The 21,074-nt window shown below is 40.9% G+C and carries 14 protein-coding genes and 3 riboswitches; of the genes, 10 read left to right on the top strand and 4 right to left on the bottom strand.

Annotated features, from left to right (window positions below; genetic code table 11):
* The 8 genes from BUB05_RS08125 to argH form a co-directional block, all read left to right on the top strand.
* On the top strand, positions 1–522 hold a 522-nt coding region (locus tag BUB05_RS08125), incomplete at its 5' end, for a trimethylamine methyltransferase family protein (protein WP_175548532.1).
* Positions 523–565: 43 nt separating this feature from the next.
* Positions 566–1,345 (top strand): aspartate/glutamate racemase family protein, encoded by a 780-nt coding sequence (locus BUB05_RS08130; RefSeq protein WP_073049106.1) that lies wholly within the window; start codon positions 566–568, stop codon positions 1,343–1,345.
* Positions 1,346–1,542: 197 nt separating this feature from the next.
* Complete coding sequence (locus tag BUB05_RS08135; protein ID WP_073049107.1) at positions 1,543–3,117, top strand: BCCT family transporter; 1,575 nt, start codon at positions 1,543–1,545, stop codon at positions 3,115–3,117.
* A gap of 15 nt (positions 3,118–3,132) precedes the next feature.
* Positions 3,133–4,530, top strand: coding sequence for a trimethylamine methyltransferase family protein (locus BUB05_RS08140; RefSeq protein ID WP_073049108.1), 1,398 nt, complete (start codon positions 3,133–3,135; stop codon positions 4,528–4,530).
* Between the two features lie 164 nt (positions 4,531–4,694).
* Complete coding sequence (gene murB / locus BUB05_RS08145; RefSeq protein ID WP_073049109.1) at positions 4,695–5,600, top strand: UDP-N-acetylmuramate dehydrogenase; 906 nt, start codon at positions 4,695–4,697, stop codon at positions 5,598–5,600.
* Positions 5,601–5,617: 17 nt separating this feature from the next.
* Complete coding sequence (locus tag BUB05_RS08150; RefSeq protein WP_073049110.1) at positions 5,618–6,358, top strand: PHP domain-containing protein; 741 nt, start codon at positions 5,618–5,620, stop codon at positions 6,356–6,358.
* Position 6,359: 1 nt separating this feature from the next.
* Complete coding sequence (rapZ, locus tag BUB05_RS08155; RefSeq protein ID WP_073049111.1) at positions 6,360–7,214, top strand: RNase adapter RapZ; 855 nt, start codon at positions 6,360–6,362, stop codon at positions 7,212–7,214.
* Positions 7,215–7,326: 112 nt separating this feature from the next.
* The gene (argH, locus tag BUB05_RS08160; protein WP_073049112.1) at positions 7,327–8,700 is read left to right on the top strand and encodes an argininosuccinate lyase; all 1,374 of its coding nucleotides are present in this window, start codon (positions 7,327–7,329) and stop codon (positions 8,698–8,700) included.
* A gap of 113 nt (positions 8,701–8,813) precedes the next feature.
* Here the strand turns inward: argH and putP are convergent, their stop codons facing one another.
* The 3 genes from putP to BUB05_RS08175 all read right to left on the bottom strand — a co-directional run bounded on the left by putP (position 8,814) and on the right by BUB05_RS08175 (position 13,662).
* Positions 8,814–10,298 (bottom strand): sodium/proline symporter PutP, encoded by a 1,485-nt coding sequence (putP, locus tag BUB05_RS08165; RefSeq protein ID WP_073049113.1) that lies wholly within the window; start codon positions 10,296–10,298, stop codon positions 8,814–8,816.
* Between the two features lie 94 nt (positions 10,299–10,392).
* Entirely contained in the window at positions 10,393–11,307 is a 915-nt protein-coding gene (locus BUB05_RS08170) for a tetratricopeptide repeat protein (protein ID WP_073049114.1), read from the bottom strand.
* Between the two features lie 3 nt (positions 11,308–11,310).
* The gene (locus BUB05_RS08175) at positions 11,311–13,662 is read right to left on the bottom strand and encodes an ATP-dependent Clp protease ATP-binding subunit (protein ID WP_073049115.1); all 2,352 of its coding nucleotides are present in this window, start codon (positions 13,660–13,662) and stop codon (positions 11,311–11,313) included.
* 202 nt (positions 13,663–13,864) lie between these two features.
* On the opposite strand from BUB05_RS08175, the gene BUB05_RS08180 reads away from it, so the two are divergent.
* The gene (locus BUB05_RS08180; RefSeq protein ID WP_073049116.1) at positions 13,865–14,971 is read left to right on the top strand and encodes a DUF3810 domain-containing protein; all 1,107 of its coding nucleotides are present in this window, start codon (positions 13,865–13,867) and stop codon (positions 14,969–14,971) included.
* Positions 14,972–15,032: 61 nt separating this feature from the next.
* Here the strand turns inward: BUB05_RS08180 and BUB05_RS08185 are convergent, their stop codons facing one another.
* The gene (locus BUB05_RS08185; protein ID WP_094762794.1) at positions 15,033–15,878 is read right to left on the bottom strand and encodes a transglutaminase-like domain-containing protein; all 846 of its coding nucleotides are present in this window, start codon (positions 15,876–15,878) and stop codon (positions 15,033–15,035) included.
* A gap of 14 nt (positions 15,879–15,892) precedes the next feature.
* A riboswitch (cyclic di-GMP riboswitch) is annotated at positions 15,893–15,978 on the bottom strand.
* A 350-nt stretch (positions 15,979–16,328) separates the two neighbouring features.
* Positions 16,329–16,414, top strand: a riboswitch (cyclic di-GMP riboswitch).
* A 233-nt stretch (positions 16,415–16,647) separates the two neighbouring features.
* A riboswitch (cyclic di-GMP riboswitch) is annotated at positions 16,648–16,732 on the top strand.
* 81 nt (positions 16,733–16,813) lie between these two features.
* On the opposite strand from BUB05_RS08185, the gene BUB05_RS08190 reads away from it, so the two are divergent.
* Complete coding sequence (locus tag BUB05_RS08190) at positions 16,814–20,983, top strand: DUF7507 domain-containing protein (protein WP_073049117.1); 4,170 nt, start codon at positions 16,814–16,816, stop codon at positions 20,981–20,983.
* Positions 20,984–21,074 lie beyond the last annotated feature (91 nt).

Here is a 21,074-nt window from a genome sequence, read left to right on the forward strand (position 1 = left end):
GCAGCATCTGAAATGGCCGACTACTACGGACTGCCATTCTTCGGAACGGCTTCATGCAGCGATGCAAAGACTGTAGATCCTCAGGCAATGGCAGAAGTGACAATGGAATTATTCTCAACATCATTAAGCAAGGCCAACATAGTCCACGACATAGGAGTAATGGACCACTGCAACAGCGTATCGCCTGCAATGGCAGTGCTTGCAAACGAAATAATAAACCAGATGAAGAATTACTGCAAGGGAGTTGAAGTCAACGAGGAGACCCTGGCACTTGATGTAATACAGGACGTAGGGTTCGGAGGACACTATCTGCAGCACACCCATACATTCTCAAACTTCAAGGAGATATGGTATCCTGAACTCTTCGGCAGAAAGATGGAAAATCCCGACGAGTCGGAAATCATGACAAATGTAATAAACAAGATAGATGCCATACTTGAAAACCATGAAGTTCCTGAGCTTGACAGTGAAGTGCTGGCTGAGCTTGCCAAGTGGGAAGAAAAGTATAATGTACTGGTGTAAACCGGTAGGAAAAAATATATAATGCAATAATATGGAGGAAGAAATGAACAGAGACTTTGGAATCAATTACATTAAAACCAGAAAACAGCATACCTGCTACGGAATGGGAATAGGAATAATGGTCCTCGACGATGCATATCCTGGATTTCCCGGAGACGTGAGAAACGCAAGCGGATTCGGATATCCTGTACAGTATGATATCGCAAAAGGAGTGGACAACTACACCCTAGTATGGGAACAGGACAAGACTCCATGCAGACAGCCGATAATTGATGCTGCAAAAAGACTTGAAAACATGGGATGCAAGGCTATAGCGGCAGAATGTGGATATTTCGCATATTTCCAGAAGGATGTTGCTGGAAATGTTGATATTCCCGTATTCATGTCAAGCCTGCTGCAGGTTCCATTTATTCAGCATTTAATAGGTCCGGACAATGCTGTTGGAATCATTTGTGCTCAAAAAAGGTTCTTGACTGATGTACACCTTCAAAATGTTGGAATCGATTTGAACAGCAAATTCCATATAGCCGGAGCACAGGACGAGTATGGATGCCCTCAGTTTGACACTTTATGGGATCACGAGAAGAGACCTGAAATTCCTGAAAGCTATTATGACCAGTCAGAAGAGGATATGGTTAGGATTGCCAAGGAATTCGTAGCGAAGCATCCCGACATAAAGGCGATAATGCTTGAATGTACAGGAATGCAGCCTTTCGCTAGAGCGGTACAGAGAGCTGTTGACATGCCTGTATTCAGCTGGGGAACACTACTTGACTATGCATATTCCGTAATTGCACACAGAGACTATTACGGTCACGTATAAGTCGACAGAAGATTTGACATCTTTATTCAATTATATAAAATTAAATATGCGTAGACATATGAACAATTTTCTTGCAAGTCTGAGGTTTTACAGTATAGAATATAGAGGAATTAAAGAGATGAATACAGATGTCAAAAAATAAATTTGAACGACCCGAGATTAAAGTGCACAGCTAATTTTTGATGAGGGAGTTTAATATGAATAAAGAAAGTTTGATTAAAAGAATCAGGTTTATACCTACCGCGTTTCCCGTTTTAGTATTTGGTGTATTGATAGTGCTTGGCTTTATGAATGCAGATGCCTTTGTCAGCATTCTTTGGGGGGTTTTCGAGTGGCTTATGGTAAATGTCGGATGGGCGGTAGACCTTGGATGTCTTGCGTTTGTCATATGTCTGCTGGTTCTTTGCATTCACCCGGTTGGTAAGATCAGATTCGGTGGACCTGAAGCGAAACCCCAGTTTTCAACATGGAACTGGTGGGCTATATCACTTTGTGCAGGAATAGGAACAGGTATTGTTTTCTGGGGAGCCGTTGAACCCCTGCTTCATTCCATGAGACCTGCTGGAGGGATGGGACTTGAACCTGGAAGTTCGGAAGCAATGATCTGGGCCATGAGAACTTCATTCCTTCACTGGACACTTACTCCGTATTCAATATATGTAATAGCGGGAGTTGCAATAGGATATGCATATTACAACCTTGGCAAGCCATACGCTGTAAGTTCAGGACTCTGTCTGCTGAACAACGGCAAGGATTTGAACCCTATGACAGTAAATATAGTTGACGGTATAACCTTGCTTGCAATAACAGGTGGTGTTGCAGGATCACTGGGATATGGACTGCTTCAGGTAGGAAGCGGACTGGAATTTGTATTTGGGGTAGTTCCGGGACCTCCCGTATGGATAGGAATAGCATTGGTAATAATTACAGCTTACACGATTTCGAGTGCGACCGGCCTTGACAGGGGTATCAAGTGGTTGAGCGACAAGAACGCCTGGATATTCATAGGATTGCTTGTTTTTGTCACAATATTTGGACCTACGGCTAGAATGCTTAACATTACCACCCAGTCACTTGGATCATATGTAGCGAATTTCATAGAAGGAATGACATTTACAGATGCATTCGGTACGGACCTTTGGCCACAGTGGTGGGACATGTATTGGTTTGTTGACTGGCTGTCATTTGGACCTATTGTCGGACTTTTCCTGATAAAGCTTTGTTACGGAAGAACCATAAGAGAATTCATTATAGTAAACCTCATAGCGCCATCATTATTTGGAATGATATGGTTTGGAATGTTCGGTGGATTCGCACTGGATCTTCAAATAGTGCAGGGAGTAGACCTTCTTGGATTTATGGATGCCAACGGCCTTGAAAGCTTGATGTATGAAGTGTTTGCTTATGTGCCATTGACAGGTTTGATAAGACCGTTGATGATTATTACAATAATGCTTTCATTCATCACTCTTGCAGACTCAATGACGTCTACCGTATCCATCATGTCAATGAAGGACAACCATGACGTGAATGAGGCGCCTCTTGGAATCAAATTGTTCTGGGGACTGTTGATGGGTCTTACTTCAATCATATTCGTCCTGAACGGAGGACTCGAAGGTATCAAGGTTGTCAAGACAATTGCAGGATTCCCAATACTGGTTATTGAAGTTGTAATGATGTTTGGATTCATCAGATACATGACAAGGAATTCAAAGAAAGAGATTAAAGATAATATAGAATACATGGAAAAAATGGAAGAATCAGTATCATAAAGGAAAGGTAGAAAAATGAAAATTAGAGATAACTTTTTTACAGAACAGGAAATAGAGAAGCTGCATAAGGCAACTGTCAGAGTGCTGACTGAAGTTGGTGTTGAATTTAATACGTCAGATGCACTGGAACTCTTCAGACAGAACAATGTCAAGGTGGAAGGTAAAAAAGTTTTCATAGACGAAGACACCCTGTGGAAAGCTTTGAAGACAGTACCGTCTGAATTTATATTGTCAGGAAGAACAGAGAAGGATGATGTCTTGGTAGGTGGAGGGAAAACGATTTATGCCCCTGCCTCAGGACCAGTCTATGTTCAGAGAAACAACGAGAGAAGGAGTACAACCGGCGAGGATTATATTAATCTTTTGAAGATTTTCCAGACATCGGATGTTATCCCGGTGATCAATGCCAACATGACGGAACCGCAAGATATGGATTTTGAGGAGAGGGACGGTTTCAGGCTGAAGAAATGCCTCGAATTGACTACCAAGCCTCTTATGGGTTTCACTACGGGAACCGAAGATTCAGAAAACTGTGTAAGGACCATAAAGGGTTTTTACGATGATACAGACAAGCATGTTGTACTGGGAGTAATAAGTCCGGTGTCTCCTCTATGCTTCGACGAATCGATGATAGAGGGAATGAATGTCTATGCCAGGGAAAACCAGCCCGTGCTCATAGCAAGCTGTTCGTTGCCGGGAGCGACAAGTCCCGTAACAATGGCTGGAACTCTTGTAACCAATAATGCCGAAGTGCTGGCTGGAATAGTGTATACCCAGTTGTTGAGACCAGGTCTTCCTGTGATTTATGGAGGAACAACTCCGTCATGTGACATGAGAATGGTAACTCCTGCAATAGGATCTCCAGAAACAGGCCTCTTCACCTATGGATACAGGGCTCTAAGTGCCCACTATGGAATGCCGTGCAGGTCCGGAGGCTCCTTGACGGATTCAAACACTGTAGACATGCAGGCCGGAATAGAGTCAACCTACAGCATACTGAGCGCATCCATAGCTGGAATAGACTATGTTCTTCAGTCGTGTGGGATACTTGAATCCTTCAATTCACTTTGCTTTGAAAAGATAATAATTGACGAGGAAAACATCAGGATGGCAAAGAGGTATGTTTCAGGGTTTGAGATAACCGATGAAACCATAGCCTTTGACCTAATTAAGCAGATAGGGTCTGAAGGGACATACATAACAAGCGACCACACCTTTGCCAATTTTAGAAACTCGTTCATTCAGGCAAAGCTCTTTTCAAAAGTGCCTTATGAAAATTGGGAGATGAATGAAAAGAAGGATGTCTTCCAGATGGCAAAAGAAGCTGTGGCACAGAGACTCGAGGAATATAAGAAGCCTGAACTCACTGAGGTACAGGCGGAATATTTAAATGGCATTGAAGTAACTGTTTAACAAAAATCAATAAAGCATCAATCGACTCCTGTAGAATTTCTATGGGAGTCTTCTTTTTGCTAAAATGAATAATATGAAAGAAAAATGTTAAATATAAGTTGTTTTAATAGATTAATGCAGGCATTTCTGGTAGAATAGTTATGAATTAAAACAAGGAGAATTAAATGATACAAATATACAACCAATTGAAGAATAAGGTAAAAGGAACAATTGTCAAAAATTTCAAGATCAAGGATCAGACATACTTTAGAATTGGTGGCAGCGTGGATTTGTTCATCGAACCTGAAGACGAAGAATCCCTTAGGAACACGCTTGAAATAATCAATGGAAACATACCATTTTATATAATAGGAAACGGAACGAACCTCCTCTTTTCGGACGATGGATACAAGGGGGCTGTAATAAAGATAGGAAACAATTTCAACGGCATAAGACTGGAAGACAACAAAATTAAACTTGGAGCTGGAACGCTTCTTTCAAGAACTTCAAGGTTTGCAGCGGACAATGCCCTTAAAGGTATGGAATTCGCCAGTGGCATCCCCGGATATGTTGGTGGAGCCATAGCAATGAATGCTGGAGCCTACGGCGGAGAAATGGTGGATGTTGTAAAGAAAGTCAAATGCATGGATTACGACGGAAACGTATACTGGTTTACAAATGAGGAAATGCACTTTTCCTACAGGAACAGCAGGGTTTTCAAGGAAAACCTGATAGTTCTTGAAGCAGAGCTTGAGCTGGAGCCGGGGAACCGTGAAGAGATAAACAGTACAATTAATGATTTGACTGAAAAAAGGCTTGCCAAACAGCCTATAGAAAAGCCAAGCGCCGGAAGCACCTTCAAAAGACCAAAAGACGGATATGCGGCAAAACTTATCCAGGATGCGGGTCTTAAGGGAATGAGACACAGAGGCGCCATGATTTCCGACAAGCACTGCGGATTCATAGTAAATGAAGACAATGCAAAATCTTCAGATGTACTTTCTCTCATGAGAGTTGTAAGAGAAACAGTATTCAACAGGTTTGGAATCATGCTTGAACCTGAGGTAAGGATAATTGGAGAAGAATTCTAGGAGGACTTTAAAAGTCTATGAAACTGTACAGTGATTATCACATTCATTCAAAGTATTCAAAAAACGGTCATTGTAAAAGTGAACTGGAAAAAATAGTTATAACCGCTGTTGACAAGGGACTTAGGGAGATAGCGGTTTCCGACCATGGAATAAGGCACTTTCTCTATGGAACAAGCGACAAGAATATCATCAAGGCAAGAAAAGAGATAGACATATTGAAAGATAAATATCCTGAAATAGACATAAAACTCGGCATAGAGGCAAATCTTATCTCATATGACGGGGATACGGACATTACCCAGGTTGTTGTGGATAACTGCGACATCATATTGTTGGGCATACACTTTGGTGTGATATTCAAGGGTCTGTGGGGAAGCATAAGGTTTTTCAAGTTGAATTTCCTCGGAAGATTCATTAGCCCCTTGAGGAAATATATGGCAGGGATAAACACCGATGGGCTGATAAAGGCGATGGAGAAATATGACATAGACATAATAACCCATCCTGGAGACAAGGTCCCCGTAGATATCGAAAGACTGGCGGAAGCAGCCGAAAGAACAAATACGGCACTCGAAATAAACAATTCCCATAGACATTTGAATATTGAAGAAATTAGGACGGCATCAAAATACAAGGTTGATTTTTATATAGGATCGGATGCACATGTTTATGAAGCAATAGGGGAGTTTTCCGATTCTTATGATAGAATAGAAAAAGCGGGTCTTGGAAGTGACAGAATAATCAATCTGGAGGTATAATATGAGATTTGTAATAATAACGGGTATGTCCGGGGCAGGAAGAAGTCTTGCTGCCAAGGCATTTGAGGATATGAATTACTACTGTATGGACAATCTGCCTCCATCTCTTCTTCCTGAGTTTGCGAAGTTGTGCAGGGAATCGTCAAAGTCCATAGAAAAGGTGGCTGTTGTAGTGGATATCAGGGGCGGCGTGTTTTTCAAGGACTTGTTTGAAAGTCTTGAGACTCTTCAGAATGAAGGTATAGACTATGAAATAGTATTCCTTGATGCTGCGGATGAAATTCTTGTGAAAAGATTCAAGGAACACAGAAGGCCTCATCCTGTCAACCCTACAGGGAGAATAATAGAGGGAATTACTACTGAAAGGGCAATGCTGAGGGAAGTGAAGGACAAGTCCGACTACATATTGGATACTTCAAGCTTCACCAATGCAATGCTTAAGGAAGAACTTAATGAAATATTCCTCAGGGGAAATATACAGAAAAACATCACCATATCCATAATTTCCTTTGGTTTCAAGAAGGGAATACCTGTGGACTGCGACCTTATATTTGATGTGAGATTCCTCCCGAATCCCCACTATATTGAGGAACTGCAGCCTCTCAACGGTAATGACAAGGAAGTTCAGGACTATGTAATGGATTTTGAGCAGAGCAGGGTTTTCCTGGACAAGCTTGAGGATATGATGAAGTTCCTTATACCCCACTACCAAAAGGAAGGCAAGTCTCAGCTGGTAATAGGAATAGGGTGTACAGGTGGCAAGCACAGGTCTGTAACTATAGCAAATCTTCTGGGAGACAGGATAGGATCCGAGAACTACAGGACAGTAATCACCCACAGGGATGTATACAAGTAAAGAAATTATCACCGGTTATAATTAAGAATTTAATGAAACAATATTGGAATTGATAACATATTAAGAAAGGAGAATGTGCTGGAATCAATTGATTTCGGCATGCAATGTTTAGATGGCTAATTTATGGAGCGGTAGATTTGAAAAAAGCATGGACAAATTGATGGAGGAGCTAAATGCATCAATCGATCTCGACAGAAGATATTACGATGTGGACATCAAAGGCAGTATAGCACATGTCACCATGCTTGGAGAACAGGGAATAGTTACTGAAGAAGAAGCGGCGGCAATAAGGGAAGGTCTTGAAAAAATCAGGAAGATGATAGAAAATGATGAAATAGAATTTTCTACAAGACTTGAGGACATCCACATGACTGTTGAGACCTACCTTATCAAGGAAATCGGCGATGTAGGAAAGAAACTTCATACGGGAAGAAGTAGAAATGACCAGGTTGCACTTGATACAAGACTTTTCATGAAGAAGGAGCTTGGTGAAATATATGAGGAAATAAGGACCCTTCTGAATGTGATACTCAAGAAGGCCGAAGAATACAAGTCTGAGATAATGATAGGCTTCACTCATCTTCAACATGCACAGCCTGTCACAATAGGATTCCACCTTATGGCGTACTTTCAGATGTTCAAAAGGGACCTTGAGAGGATAGAGGACTGTCTCAAGAGAATAGACTATAATCCTCTTGGAGCGGGAGCCCTGGCTGGAACAACTGTAAACATAAACAGACACAGGACTACGGAATTGCTTGGATTTTCAAATATTACAGAAAATGCAATGGATTCGGTATCGGACAAGGATTTTGTACTTGAGTTCCTGAGTGATGCCGCAATATGCATAATGCATCTCAGTAGATTCTCTGAGGAATTCATAATTTGGAACTCACAGGAATTCGGATATATAGACATAGACGATGCCTACTGTACAGGAAGCAGCATCATGCCCCAGAAGAAAAACCCTGACATAGCCGAGCTTATCAGAGGAAAGACGGGAAGGGTTTATGGAAATCTCATGACCATGCTTACTGTGATGAAGGGAACACCTTTGGCATACAACAAGGACTTCCAGGAAGACAAGGCAGCATTGTTTGATTCATTGGATACATTGAGGATATGTGTAAAGGTATTTGCAAAGATGCTTGAAAACACCGAATTCAAGACTGAAGAGATATCAAAGCACCTGGGCAAGGGATTCCTTGCAGCTACAGACATAGCCGAGCATATGGTAAAGCAGAACGTACCTTTCAGGGAAGCCCATGAAATAGTTGGAAATATGGTAAAATACTGTGAAAACAACAATATGGGTCTTGAAGATATCAAGGAAGAGAATTATCCTGAAATAAGTGAAAAGCTTACAGCAAATATGATACCTGAACTTTCAGCAAGAGCATGTGTAGACAGAAGGGTATCCTACGGTGGAACTGCAGTAAGTGATGTTGAGAGACAGATAGAAGCAGGGAAAAAATACATGGCATAACAAAAAACAAAAGGAACAGTTCTTTTTGTTTTAAAAATAAAATCATGACAAGGAAATTGTGAAAATATCCTTTGTCATGATTTTTTGCATTAATTCATTTCATTACATATTTATTATTGGGCTGCCTTGTTGAATTCATCAATGATTTCACTTGAAGGCTCTTTTGTAGCTGTTGATACAACATATATGGCCAAAAGAGACAGCAAGAATGCGGGTACGATTTCATAAAGGCTGAATATGGCTGCTGAAGATATGTTTGCCAGTTGTTTCCAGATAATTACAGTCAAGGCTCCCGTTATCATACCGGCAATGGCACCCCATTTATTGGCTCTGTTCCAGAAAAGGGATACTATGATCAAGGGACCGAATGATGCACCGAGACCTGCCCATGCATATGAAACGAGACCGAATACCGAACTGTTGGGGTCAAAAGCCAGGAACATTGCAATCAAGGCTATACCGACAACTGCAATTCTTCCGATCCATATCATTTCAGCGTCCGATGCATTTTTCTGGATATATTTCTTGAAAATATCTTCCGAAATTGAAGATGCTGTAACAAGCAGCTGTGAATCAGCAGTACTCATGCTTGCAGCAAGTATTGCCGCAAGAAGTACACCTGCAATGACAGGAATGAAGAGACTGTCGACAGAAAACATGAATATTTTTTCAGGATCACTGAGCATTTCAGAGAAATACACCCTTCCGAAGACTCCGACAAGAACGGCAGCACAGAGTGATATTATTACCCATACCATGGCTATGATGCGTGCTTTCTTGATGGCCTCCTTGCTGTGAATTGCCATGAATCTGGCAAGGATGTGCGGCTGTCCAAAATATCCAAGGCCCCATGCCATGTTTGAAACGATTGCAATGAATGAAATGGTACCTCCGCCTCCGACGGCCCTGAACATATCCAGATAATGGGGGTCAACGGCGGCCATTTTGTCAAAGGTTGCTCCAAAACCGCCTATTTCGACAACCATTACAAATGGGACGATAGCCAGTGCGAAGAACATGAGCATTCCCTGGATAAAATCGGTAAATGAAACAGCCATGAATCCGCCGAGGAAGGTATAGATGATGATAACTGCAGCACCCAGTATCAGGGCTGTTCTGTATTCTATTCCCATTAATGTTTCAAACAGCTTGGCTCCTGCTGCAAACTGGGCAGAGGTATACACTGCAAAGAAAACAATTATCACCAGTGCTGAAACGACTCTCAATATATGGGTATCGTCTCTGAATCTGTTTTCGAAATAATCAGACAATGTCAGTGAATCGCCTGCTATCTCAGTGTAGCTTCTAAGCCTTTTGGCAACAATCTTCCAGTTGATATAGGTACCTATGGCAAGACCGATTGCTATCCAAGATGCATCGATTCCGGAAAGGTATGCAGTCCCGGGCAGTCCTATGAGCAGCCAGCCGCTCATGTCTGAAGCCTGGGCGGAAAGTGCGGCTGTCCAGCTTCCCAGTTTTCTACCTCCCAGAACATAATCCGAGAAGTCGCTGGTTTTTTTGTAATAGAAAAAACCGATTAGAATCATTCCGAGAAGATAAATTGATAATACAATAATTTTAATAGTGCTCGAATCCATAAAATCCTCCTAATGATTTATTTGTAATACTATCATTATAACATAAATGAGCATTTATTTAAAGTTGGCAAAGAAAACAATAAAAAAGAATCCGTCAGTCTAATACGGATTCTTTAATTGATTCCAAATCGGGATCTTCTTTGATATAGTCTATGAAATAATCATCAAAGAGACAGGCTTTTCTAGCATCCTTTACTGCATCTTCCTTGTTTCCAAGCAGCAGGTTGATGCAGCATCTGTGATAGTGGAGAAAACCGCTGTCAGGTTTGAATTTTAGTCCTTCGCTAAGCCAATGAAGGGAAGTTTTGTGGTCTCCCTTTATCTTGTAAAGCAAGGACAGGTTAAGGTAGGCATAGGGGTTGTATTGGTCCAATTCTATTGATGCCTTGTAGTATTTCTTTGCTTCTTCAATTTTTCCCATCTTGCCGTTTACAACTCCAAGGTTGAAAGCTGAAGTTGGATTGTTCTCGTTCAATTCATAGGCCTGTGTGAAATACTTCTCCGCCTTCTTGTTCAAATTGAACTCTTCATATAGGGAACCAAGATTTGTAATGGCCCAATAGTCCTCAGAGTTGAGTTCAAGTGATTTCAAATAGTTCTTTTCGCTTTTTTCGAAATCGCCCATTTTCTGATAGAGCCCTGCGATGAAGAAGTATGCCTGCTGATACTCTTCGTCAAGTTCAAGTGCTTTCAGATATGACTCTTCGGCTTCTTCGTGTTCTTCAAGTTCTTCATATACTATTCCAAGCCCGAAATAACCCCTGGGCTCATTGCTGTCGATTGCTATGGCATCAAGAAAGGTGCTTTTAGATGCTTCAAGATTGTCGTTTTCATAATAGATGAAGCCGATATCGAGGAGAAGGTCAATGTCTTGACTTTCTCCCATGTATGCTCTTGACTTTTCATAGAATTTCAGTGCCTTCTCTACATTGTCCTGTTCCAGAAAGCTTTCTGCCAATATTCGATAGTTGTTTTTTAGTCTAGTACTATACTTTGTTGCTTTTAACATCCACTACTCCTGTGCATTATAAATCAGTTTTACCTTTTCATCTTTCATGATGAAGCTGATTTCCATTCCTTCTTTTATATGACCCTTCAAGTAGGCTTCTGAGATTTCATCCTCTATGAGCCTCTGAATTGTTCTTCTCAAAGGACGTGCTCCGTATTTGCTGTTGTATCCTTCCTTAAGGATAAACTCCTTGACTTCATCGGATACATTAAGTTTAATTTTTTTGCTTTTCGCCTCATCTGCGACTTCATTTACCATAAGGTCGATAATCTTTCGTAGCTCTTCGTGGTTAAGCTCTGTAAATACTATTATCTCGTCGACCCTGTTGAGAAATTCGGGCCTGAAGGTGTTTTTTAGGGCGTCGTTGACCTTTGTTTCCAATGCTTCATGTTCCTTGTTGCCAAAGCCGATCTTGTTTCCCTTTATGCTTGTGCCTGCATTTGAAGTCATTATCAATACAGTGTTTTCAAAGTTCACAGTTCTACCCTTTGAGTCTGTAAGGATTCCATCTTCAAGTATTTGCAGTAGAATATTGAAGATGTCAGGATGAGCCTTCTCTATTTCGTCTAAAAGTATGACGGAATATGGTTTTCTTCTTATTTTTTCAGTGAGGAAACCAGCCTGGTCAAATCCTACATATCCGGGAGGAGCTCCAATGAGTTTTGAAACAGTATGCTTTTCCATGTATTCAGACATGTCAAGTCTTATCATGGCTTCTTCGTTTTCGAACAGCTCATAGGCTATGGTTCTTGCAAGTTCTGTTTTTCCAACTCCGGTCGGCCCTACGAATATGAATGATGCAGGCTTTCTCTTCTTCTTGAAGCCTGATCTGCTTCTTCTAATTGCCTTGGCAACACTGGTTACAGCCTTGTCCTGACCTATTACTCTTCTGTGAAGCCTTTTTTCCAGGTTTAGAAGCTTTTCAGCTTCTCCTTCGGAAATCCTGTGAACAGGTATCTTTGTCCATGCTTCTATTACATAGGCTATATCTTCTGCAGTCAGCTGGACATCGGCGCATTCCTTTTCGATTTCGGATATTTTAGCCTCAAGTCTGATTTCATGCATCTTGCAGTCGGCTGCCTTTTCATAATCATCTTCTTCGGCTGCAAGCTCCTTGTCCAATCTTATCTTTACAAGTTCAGACCTCAGCGATTCAAGCTCTACAAGGCCTTCGTTTTTAAGGTTGGCTCTTGAGCCTGCCTCGTCTATTACATCAATGGCCTTGTCGGGCAGGAACCTGTCAGTAATGTAACGCTCTGACATTCTTACGGCAGATTCAATTATTTCGTCACTTATCTTCACCTTGTGGTATGTTTCATAGTAGTCCTTGATTCCTTTAAGGATTTCAATGCTTTCTTCTATTGAAGGCTCCTCAACCATTACTGGCTGGAATCTCCTTTCCAGGGCAGTATCCTTTTCGATATGCTTCCTGTATTCATCAAGGGTTGTCGCTCCAATAATCTGGACCTCACCTCTTGCAAGGGCCGGCTTAAGGATGTTGGCTGCATTCATTGCCCCGCCTTCTGCCTCTCCGGCACCAACGATATTGTGAAGTTCGTCTATTACCAGTATTACATTTCCGTTTTTCTTTGCTTCTTCAATGATGGCCTTCATTCTTGACTCGAACTGACCTCTGAACTGTGTACCTGCAACAACGGCAGTCAGGTCAAGGAGGTATATCTCTGTGTTAAAGAGTTTTACAGGAACCTGCTTTTCAATTATTCTAACTGCAAGACCTTCGGCTATGGCAGTCTTGCCGACACCAGGCTCTCCTATGAGAACTGGATTATTCTTTGCTCTTCTGTTAAGTATCTGGACAACCCTGTCGATTTCTCGTTCCCTGCCTATGATTCTGTCGATTTCCTTGTTTTTAGCCATGTTCGTCAGGTTTATTCCATAGATGTCAAGATACTTTTTTTTCTTCTTGTTTTTCTTCAGCCTTGTCTTTATATTGCCTATTGGACCTTCATCAGAGGCGGACTTATCCTCTTCCTTTGATTTCTCGTCATCTTCAGTGTCGAACTCGTTTGAACTGTTGTTTTTGAGTCCTGAAAAAGCATTGTTCAACAGATTTGAGAAGGGATTATCCGCGTTTTCCGGGTCTCCATCTTCGATGCCCTGAACCATTTCATTTAGCTGACTCATGTCCATGTCGCCCATGACTTCCTGAAGCTGTTCGTTGATATTTTCAAAATCTTCAGGATTCATGCCGCTTTGCTGAAGAATCTGGTCCATGGGAGCAAGCCCTCTCTTTTTCGCACATGGTATGCAGAGGCCTTCTGTCTTCATTTTTCCATCAACCATCTTATTTATATATATTACCGCTACGTTTTTATTGCATTCTGAACATAACATTTTATCATCTCCATTTTTCGTTAATATACTATAACAGGTTTTGCTTTGAAATTCAATATTTGGACCTTTTATTTAACCAAATATTAATTTATTTACACGACGTTTTGGATAATTCGAAGGACTCGATGTCCATCGAATTTTAGTTTGGCAATCTGTGATAATAATTATATAATAGTAACAGATAAATCTTAAAGGAGTCTTAATGAACAAGGTTACAAAAAGAATCTCACTATCGATTTTCATATTAATTATAACATATACTGTCAATCTCCTTGCAGGGCAGAACACAGCCCTTGTCGAAACATATTATTCCAGAATGATATACCCGAAGGTATCCCTGTTTTTAAGCGGGGTATTCGGATTTATTGATGTTTCAAGCGGCGAAGTTATCATACTTGTTGCCTTGATATTCATTGTATTGAAGGTGGGAGCCTTCCTGAGCAATCCGTCAAAAGAGAAGCTAGTTGACGAAACGAGCAAATTGCTGATGACAGCCTCAATGGTATACATGATGTTCTGGATGCTTTGGGGATTGAACAATTACAGAATGCCTCTCGAGTCAAATTTCGATTATGAAATAGAAGAAGTTTCAATTGAACAGCTTGAAGAAACAGCGGTCTATTTATTGGACAACATCAAGTATCTTGAGAGCCATCTTGAATTTGATGAAAATAATCTTCCCGTATACAAGGGAAACCTGGATGACATCAGAAAAAACAGCAGGAGTTATTTCAACAGGATAGCTGCGGTTTCCGACTATCTGGCTGTAGGCATATACAGCAAGCCCAAGGCAATGTATTTTTCAGAAATAATGAGTCAGCTTAACTACACAGGAATATACAATCCTTTCACGGCTGAATCGAATCTGAATGTCAACATACCCAAGTACAAGATTCCATTTGTCGCAAGCCATGAGATAGCGCATCAACGGGGATATGCAGGGGAAAAGGAAGCCAACTGCCTTGCATTTATAAGCTGTGTGGAAAGTGGAGATTATTATTTCGAATATTCCGGTTATTTGTCTGGACTTGTCTATGTGACAAATGCCATATACAGGGAAGACAAAGAGCTTTACTTTGAAATCAGGGATATGTACTCGGAAAATCTTGAGGCTGTTTTGAAGGATAATTATGATTACTGGGAAAACTACAGGGGAATAGCTTCGGAAATAGGGGAAAAGAATAATGACAGATTTCTTAAATCAACGGGACAATTGGAAGGGACTAGAAGCTACGGACTGGTTGTGGATTATTTAGCTGCCTATGTAAAGAATGAAAACCATAAAAATGTGGATTTAGTCAAAAAATAGCACAAAAAAATGCCCGGCATTCGCCGGGCATTGCTTGTTTTCAAATAGGGTCATCTGTTGATCAGTATACATATTTTTCAGTATATTTTTCCGTTTCCTTGGCAAAGTTGTAAGACATGTTGTAGTTGTTGTAGTAAGCATCTACGGTTACATCAACCGTCATCCACTGACCATCGAGACATACCTGGTTCCATGCGTGGTATGAACCAACGTAAGTTGAATATCCCTTTACCAGCTTGCAAGGTACTCCCTTGTATCTCAGGGCTGCTGAGAATATTGCAGAGTAGTCGTAGCATATGCCGTTCTTCTCGTTGGCAAGGAGTGAAATGCTTGGAATATATCCTGATTGTACAGTTGCAGCCTTGTCATAGTCGTATGAAAAATTTTCTATCATGTAATTGTATATGCTGTCTGTAATTTCTTCATCGCTTGTAGCATTTTCTGTAATTGTGTCTATCAGTGTTGTAAACTCTTCATTGTTTGTCCAGTCGTTGTACTGCATGGGATTCAGATAGACATCAAGTTCGTTTTCGATTTCAGCCTCAATCGTCATCTTCTTGAGATATTTGTAGCTTTTTCCATCGACTTTTTCAAGTATGCCTATTGTGTATTCTCCGCTGTCCATTTGAAGAGGGAAGTAACAGGCTTGGCCGTCTGGAGTTAGGTCGTAGAGATATTGCTTTCCGTCTTTCTTTATCATTAGTTTGAGTGTTGAAGTTTCACTGAAGTTTGCAAGGCTGAATCCAATGGATCCTTTTGACAGATTTTCATCAAGTACGATGATTTCGTTCTTTTCGGAAGTGTGTTGGTATTCAGCACTTGTTTTTGTAGCTGTTTCTGTTGCCAAGGCGACAGTTGAGAATAGCATTGCTATTATAATAATGAACGATAGAGTTTTTTTAAACATAAAAAATCTTTCCTTTCGGTAGCTCGGCTGCCATTCACTTTCGTGGTTAGGCCCTTTGGCTTTGTGTCCCTGCCTTTCGACAGGTTTACCTTTATCGTTGAAAAGTCATTCAACTCTTATTAAATTAAATAGTCCAAATAATCCTTAAATCACCTTGAATATTTGTTGACTACACTACATATATACGCAAAAAAAAATGATTTATTCAGAAAATTTAGAATTTTTTAACAAATAACAGTTAATTTTCCTGAATGATATGCAGGATAGATAAAAATTATTATATATACACTGGAGTCAACTTTATTTCGCGACTTAACACTCGCTTTTGAGGTTGATACATTGGTGATGTTTTTTTTGTTAGAAGGCTTGTTTTGATATTAAAAAAACTTTGCTAATATTGCGAATTTGCTTTTAATGAACGATGATTAGGGGTATAATAATAACAAGAAGATATTTTAAGGGCAAACCTGCTGAAAAGCAGGGACGCAAAGTTTGGAGTCTAAGGTATTGATTACTAGGACCGTTCAACTGCTATGATTATTTTTCATGGCAGTTTTTACATTATAAAAGAATACTATGACCGTTCGACTGCTGTGAGAAATCACGGTTTTTTTTGTCCACAATTGTTTAGACGGATTAACTTGATTTAAATATTGTAACAAGGGAGGAGTAGTATGAAGAAAAGTTAGGTGTTGTAACTCTGCTGGACTTTTCATCATAAGTTGTTTCATCAATATGTAGTATAAATTCATGGGAGTAAATTTATATTATCTGATAAGGGTAATCCTGTTAAAAGACAGGTGCACAAAGTTAAGTTCTAAGGTGTGCAGCACTATGAATGTTTAACTGCCGGATACATTGTATTCAGGCGGTTTTTTGTTTTATTTGATGCTATTTAGGCGGATGGGGACAAATAAATCAAAAGGAGGTTTACGATGAGTAAACATAATATTAAAATGAAAAAAATCATTTCATTGTTAATTATTATTTTATTGCTGATGGGTTATATTTCTCCTACTTATGCAGCAGGAGGCGCGTATACATTGGATTGGACCGCAGCTGACCCGGCTGAGGATAAGGGACCTTATTCACCTACTTATGAAAAGGTTCCGCCTGATTATTTGCATTATGATTATCCTTTGCTTGGACGGCAATCCGATCCCCTTGAGGATGCTATTTTCTGGGAACCGGATTCAGCAAGCAATAAAGATGCTGTAGAATCTCTTGCGCCTAAGGATCTGGTACTTGGACAAATTGTACCATTTGAACTGGAAATATCAGTTTCAGGCGATACGGGACCTGAAGACGGTGTAATCCATGTGAATCCATATTTCAACACTAAGACGACAAGCGGTGATGATTTCGGATATGATCCATCTTATGGCGTTATTGCCGCCTTTGTGGATACATCAGAATCTCATTTTGTGGATCCTGATGGAGATGCAACGGTTTCGGATCTTGATTGGGAAATTTCTGACGCAGGCACTAAAACTGAGAAAATTGATGCGACGATTAAAGTATCGGGTCTTGATGACGGAGATCTAGTCATTGTTGAGATATGGGTTGTCCTAAAGGATAGAATCCCGGATAAAGCATCTGGTAATGTTCAGACAGGACTTGATTCTGCACAGACGCAAGATGGGGATGTAATTAATACAGGTAATGAGACAGTGCCGCTTCTAAAAGTACAAGACTTTTTATCTCCTTCACTCAGCATAGTTAAGACAGCAGCCGAAGCCAACTACGACGAACCGGGAGACATAATCCACTATACTATGACTGTTACAAACACAGGAAACATACCGCTGACGGGAGTAATGGTAGAAGATGATCTTCTCGAAGACGAGGCTTACTCAACAGGAGACGACGGAAATGGAATCCTCGATGTGGGTGAGACTTGGACATATACAGGAACATACACAGTTGACCAGGATGATATAGATGAAGGCCAGGTGGACAACACTGCAACTGCCGATTCCAACGAAACGGATCCTGTCGAAGACAGTGAAACGGTATATGCAGTTCAGAATCCTGCACTCAGCATAGTGAAGACAGCAGCCGAAGCCAACTATGACGAACCGGACGACGTAATCCACTATACAATGACTGTTACAAACACAGGAAACATACCGTTGACGGGAGTAATGGTAGAAGATGATCTTCTTGAAGACGAGGCTTACTCATCAGGAGACGACGGAAATGGAATCCTCGATGTGGGTGAGACTTGGACATACACAGGAACATACACAGTGGACCAGGGTGATGTAGATGCAGGTCAGGTTGACAACACTGCAACTGCCGATTCCAATGAAACGGATCCTGTCGAAGACAGTGAAACGGTATATGCAGCTACTAGTGCTGGACTTAGCATAGTGAAGACGGCAGCCGAAGCCAACTATGACGAACCAGGCGATGTAATCCACTATACAATGACTGTGACAAACACAGGAAACATATCGCTGACGGGATTAATGGTTGAAGATGATCTACTCGAAGACGAGGCTTACTCATCAGGAGACGATGGAAATGGAATCCTCGATGTGGGTGAGACTTGGACATACACGGGAACATACACAGTTGACCAGGATGATATAGATGAAGGCCAGGTTGACAACACTGCAACTGCCGATTCCAACGAAACAGATCCTGTCGAAGACAGTGAAATGGTATATGCAGTTCAGAATCCTGCACTCAGCATAGTGAAGACGGCAGCCGAAGCCAACTATGACGAACCGGACGACGTAATCCACTATACAATGACTGTGACAAACACAGGAAACATGTCTCTGACGGGAATAATGCTAGAAGATGATCTTCTTGAAAATGAGGCTTACTCATCAGGAGACGATGGAAATGGAATCCTCGATGTGGGTGAGACTTGGACATATACGGGAACATACACAGTAGACCAGGATGATGTAGATGAAGGCCAAGTGGACAATACGGCAACTGCAGATTCCAACGAGACTGATCCGGACCAAGACAGTGAAACGGTATATGCAGTTCAGAATCCTATGTTGAACTTAGTTAAGACGGGAACATTTAACGACGAGGACGGAGACGGATTGGCTGATCCTGGCGAAACCATTAGCTACAGCTTTGAGGTTGAAAACATTGGAAATATCACCCTTACCAATGTGACAGTAACTGATCCACTGGTAACAGTGACAGGCGAACCTATAACACTTAATGTTGGAGATGTGGACACAGATACATTTACGGGAACTTACACCATAACCCAGGATGACATAGATGCCGGCAAGGTTGACAATACAGCCACTGCCGATTCCGACGAGTCCGAACCTTACAGCGACGAGGAGACTGTGGGATTGTCCCAGAATGCAATGATTGACCTGGTTAAGACTGGAACGTTCAACGATGAAGACGGAGACGGATATGCTGATCCAGGAGAGACAATAAGCTACAGCTTCGAAGTCAGCAACATAGGATTAGGCAATATCACTTTACACAATGTGACGGTAACTGATCCAAAGGTAACAGTTACAGGAGGACCTATAACTCTCAATGTTGGAGAAGTGGATACCAGTACTTTTACAGGAACCTATACCATAACCCAGGCAGACATAGAGGCGGGAAAGGTTGACAATACAGCCACAGCTGATTCCAATGAGTCCGAACCTGATGAAGATCAAGAAACCGTATTATTACCACAGAATGCTGACCTTGATATAGTCAAGACTGTAGATGGAGTGGAGCATGTTACAGTATATCCAGGTGAAGAGGTGACTTATGAAGTAACAATTACAAATATTGGAAACATTACACTAATGATAGACTATTCGGACAGTGATAATCATGATATAAATGATACACAGTCATTCGACCTGACACCAGGAGGAATAAAGACATTTGAATACATGACTTCATATGGAGCAATCGGTACGGAAGTCAATACAGCTACTGCTATATACTATGATGGAGACCAGGTTCCGGTAACGGAATCAGATACAGCATCTGTTGACATAGTTAATGTACCTGTATATGATCTTGAAATATCCAAGACAGTAAATGGAGTTGAGGAGGTAAGAGTAGAAAAGAATGTAGAAGTCAAGTATGAAGTAGTACTCAACAATACAGGCAATCAGGAGCTTTACATTAGGTTCTGGGATAGCGATGGGTATGATTTAACTGAAGGGGAAACTGAAGAATATTTCTTCCTGGATTCGGGGACAACAACAGAAAGGGCATTCTACACATCATACAGCTCAACAGGAGAATATACAAATAATGCAGTTGCTGAATATTACGAGCATATTGAAGCATATGAACCTATGGGTACTGTTACAGATTCGGCTATAGTGGATGTATATGATGATCCGCCGGACAACAAAACATACAAGATGAAGATAACCAAGGAAGCAGATGCTGAAGAATATGAAGTCGGAGACATCATCACATATAACATTACATTAGAAAATATTGGAAACCAGACTTTGACCGATATTGAAGTAAAAGACCCAATGTTGGATTTCAGTAAGACAATAGGCAAGCTTCCATCCAGTGGAGACGACAGTGTCACCTTTACAGTCGAATATGAAGCTACAGAGGTTGGAACAATTAAAAACACTGTAACGGCTATAGATGACCGCGCATCTACCGTTCGTGATGATGAAACCGTAGTTGTCAAGGATGATGGTGATGGTGACAGTAAAACTCCTGGACTTGATATCAATAAGGAAATAACAAGTGATAAAAAAGCGGATTTCGTTCCGGGAGATATTGTTGAATTCACGTTGACTGTCAAGAATACCGGTGAAACCAACTTGGATAATATACTTGTTAAAGACGAAAAGGCCGGCTATGAATACACGATTGAAAAAGTACTTGGACCTGGAGATGAAGTATTATTGACGGTAACAATGGAAATCTCTGAAGAAATGGTGGATTTCGACAACGTAGCTACAGCAGAAGTGGATCATCTCTTTGCAGAAGATTTTAAAAGAGTTACAGTTGCCAAGCCTATAGTGGAAGAGGAAAGTGTTCCACTTGCACTTCCACAAGCTGGTATACCTCCAATGTTCTTGTTCTACGGATTTGCTGCAATAGCATCAGGACTGGGTCTTACTATCTCTAAAAAGAGATAAACATTTGAATAAAAAAATAAAATAAACAATTAAAATGATATAGCCTCTTTTAAAACCCTGTATACTACCCACATATGCAGGGTTCTTTTTG

Origin of the sequence: Dethiosulfatibacter aminovorans DSM 17477 (assembly GCF_900142005.1) — a bacterium.
Lineage (GTDB): Bacteria > Bacillota > Clostridia > Tissierellales > Dethiosulfatibacteraceae > Dethiosulfatibacter > Dethiosulfatibacter aminovorans.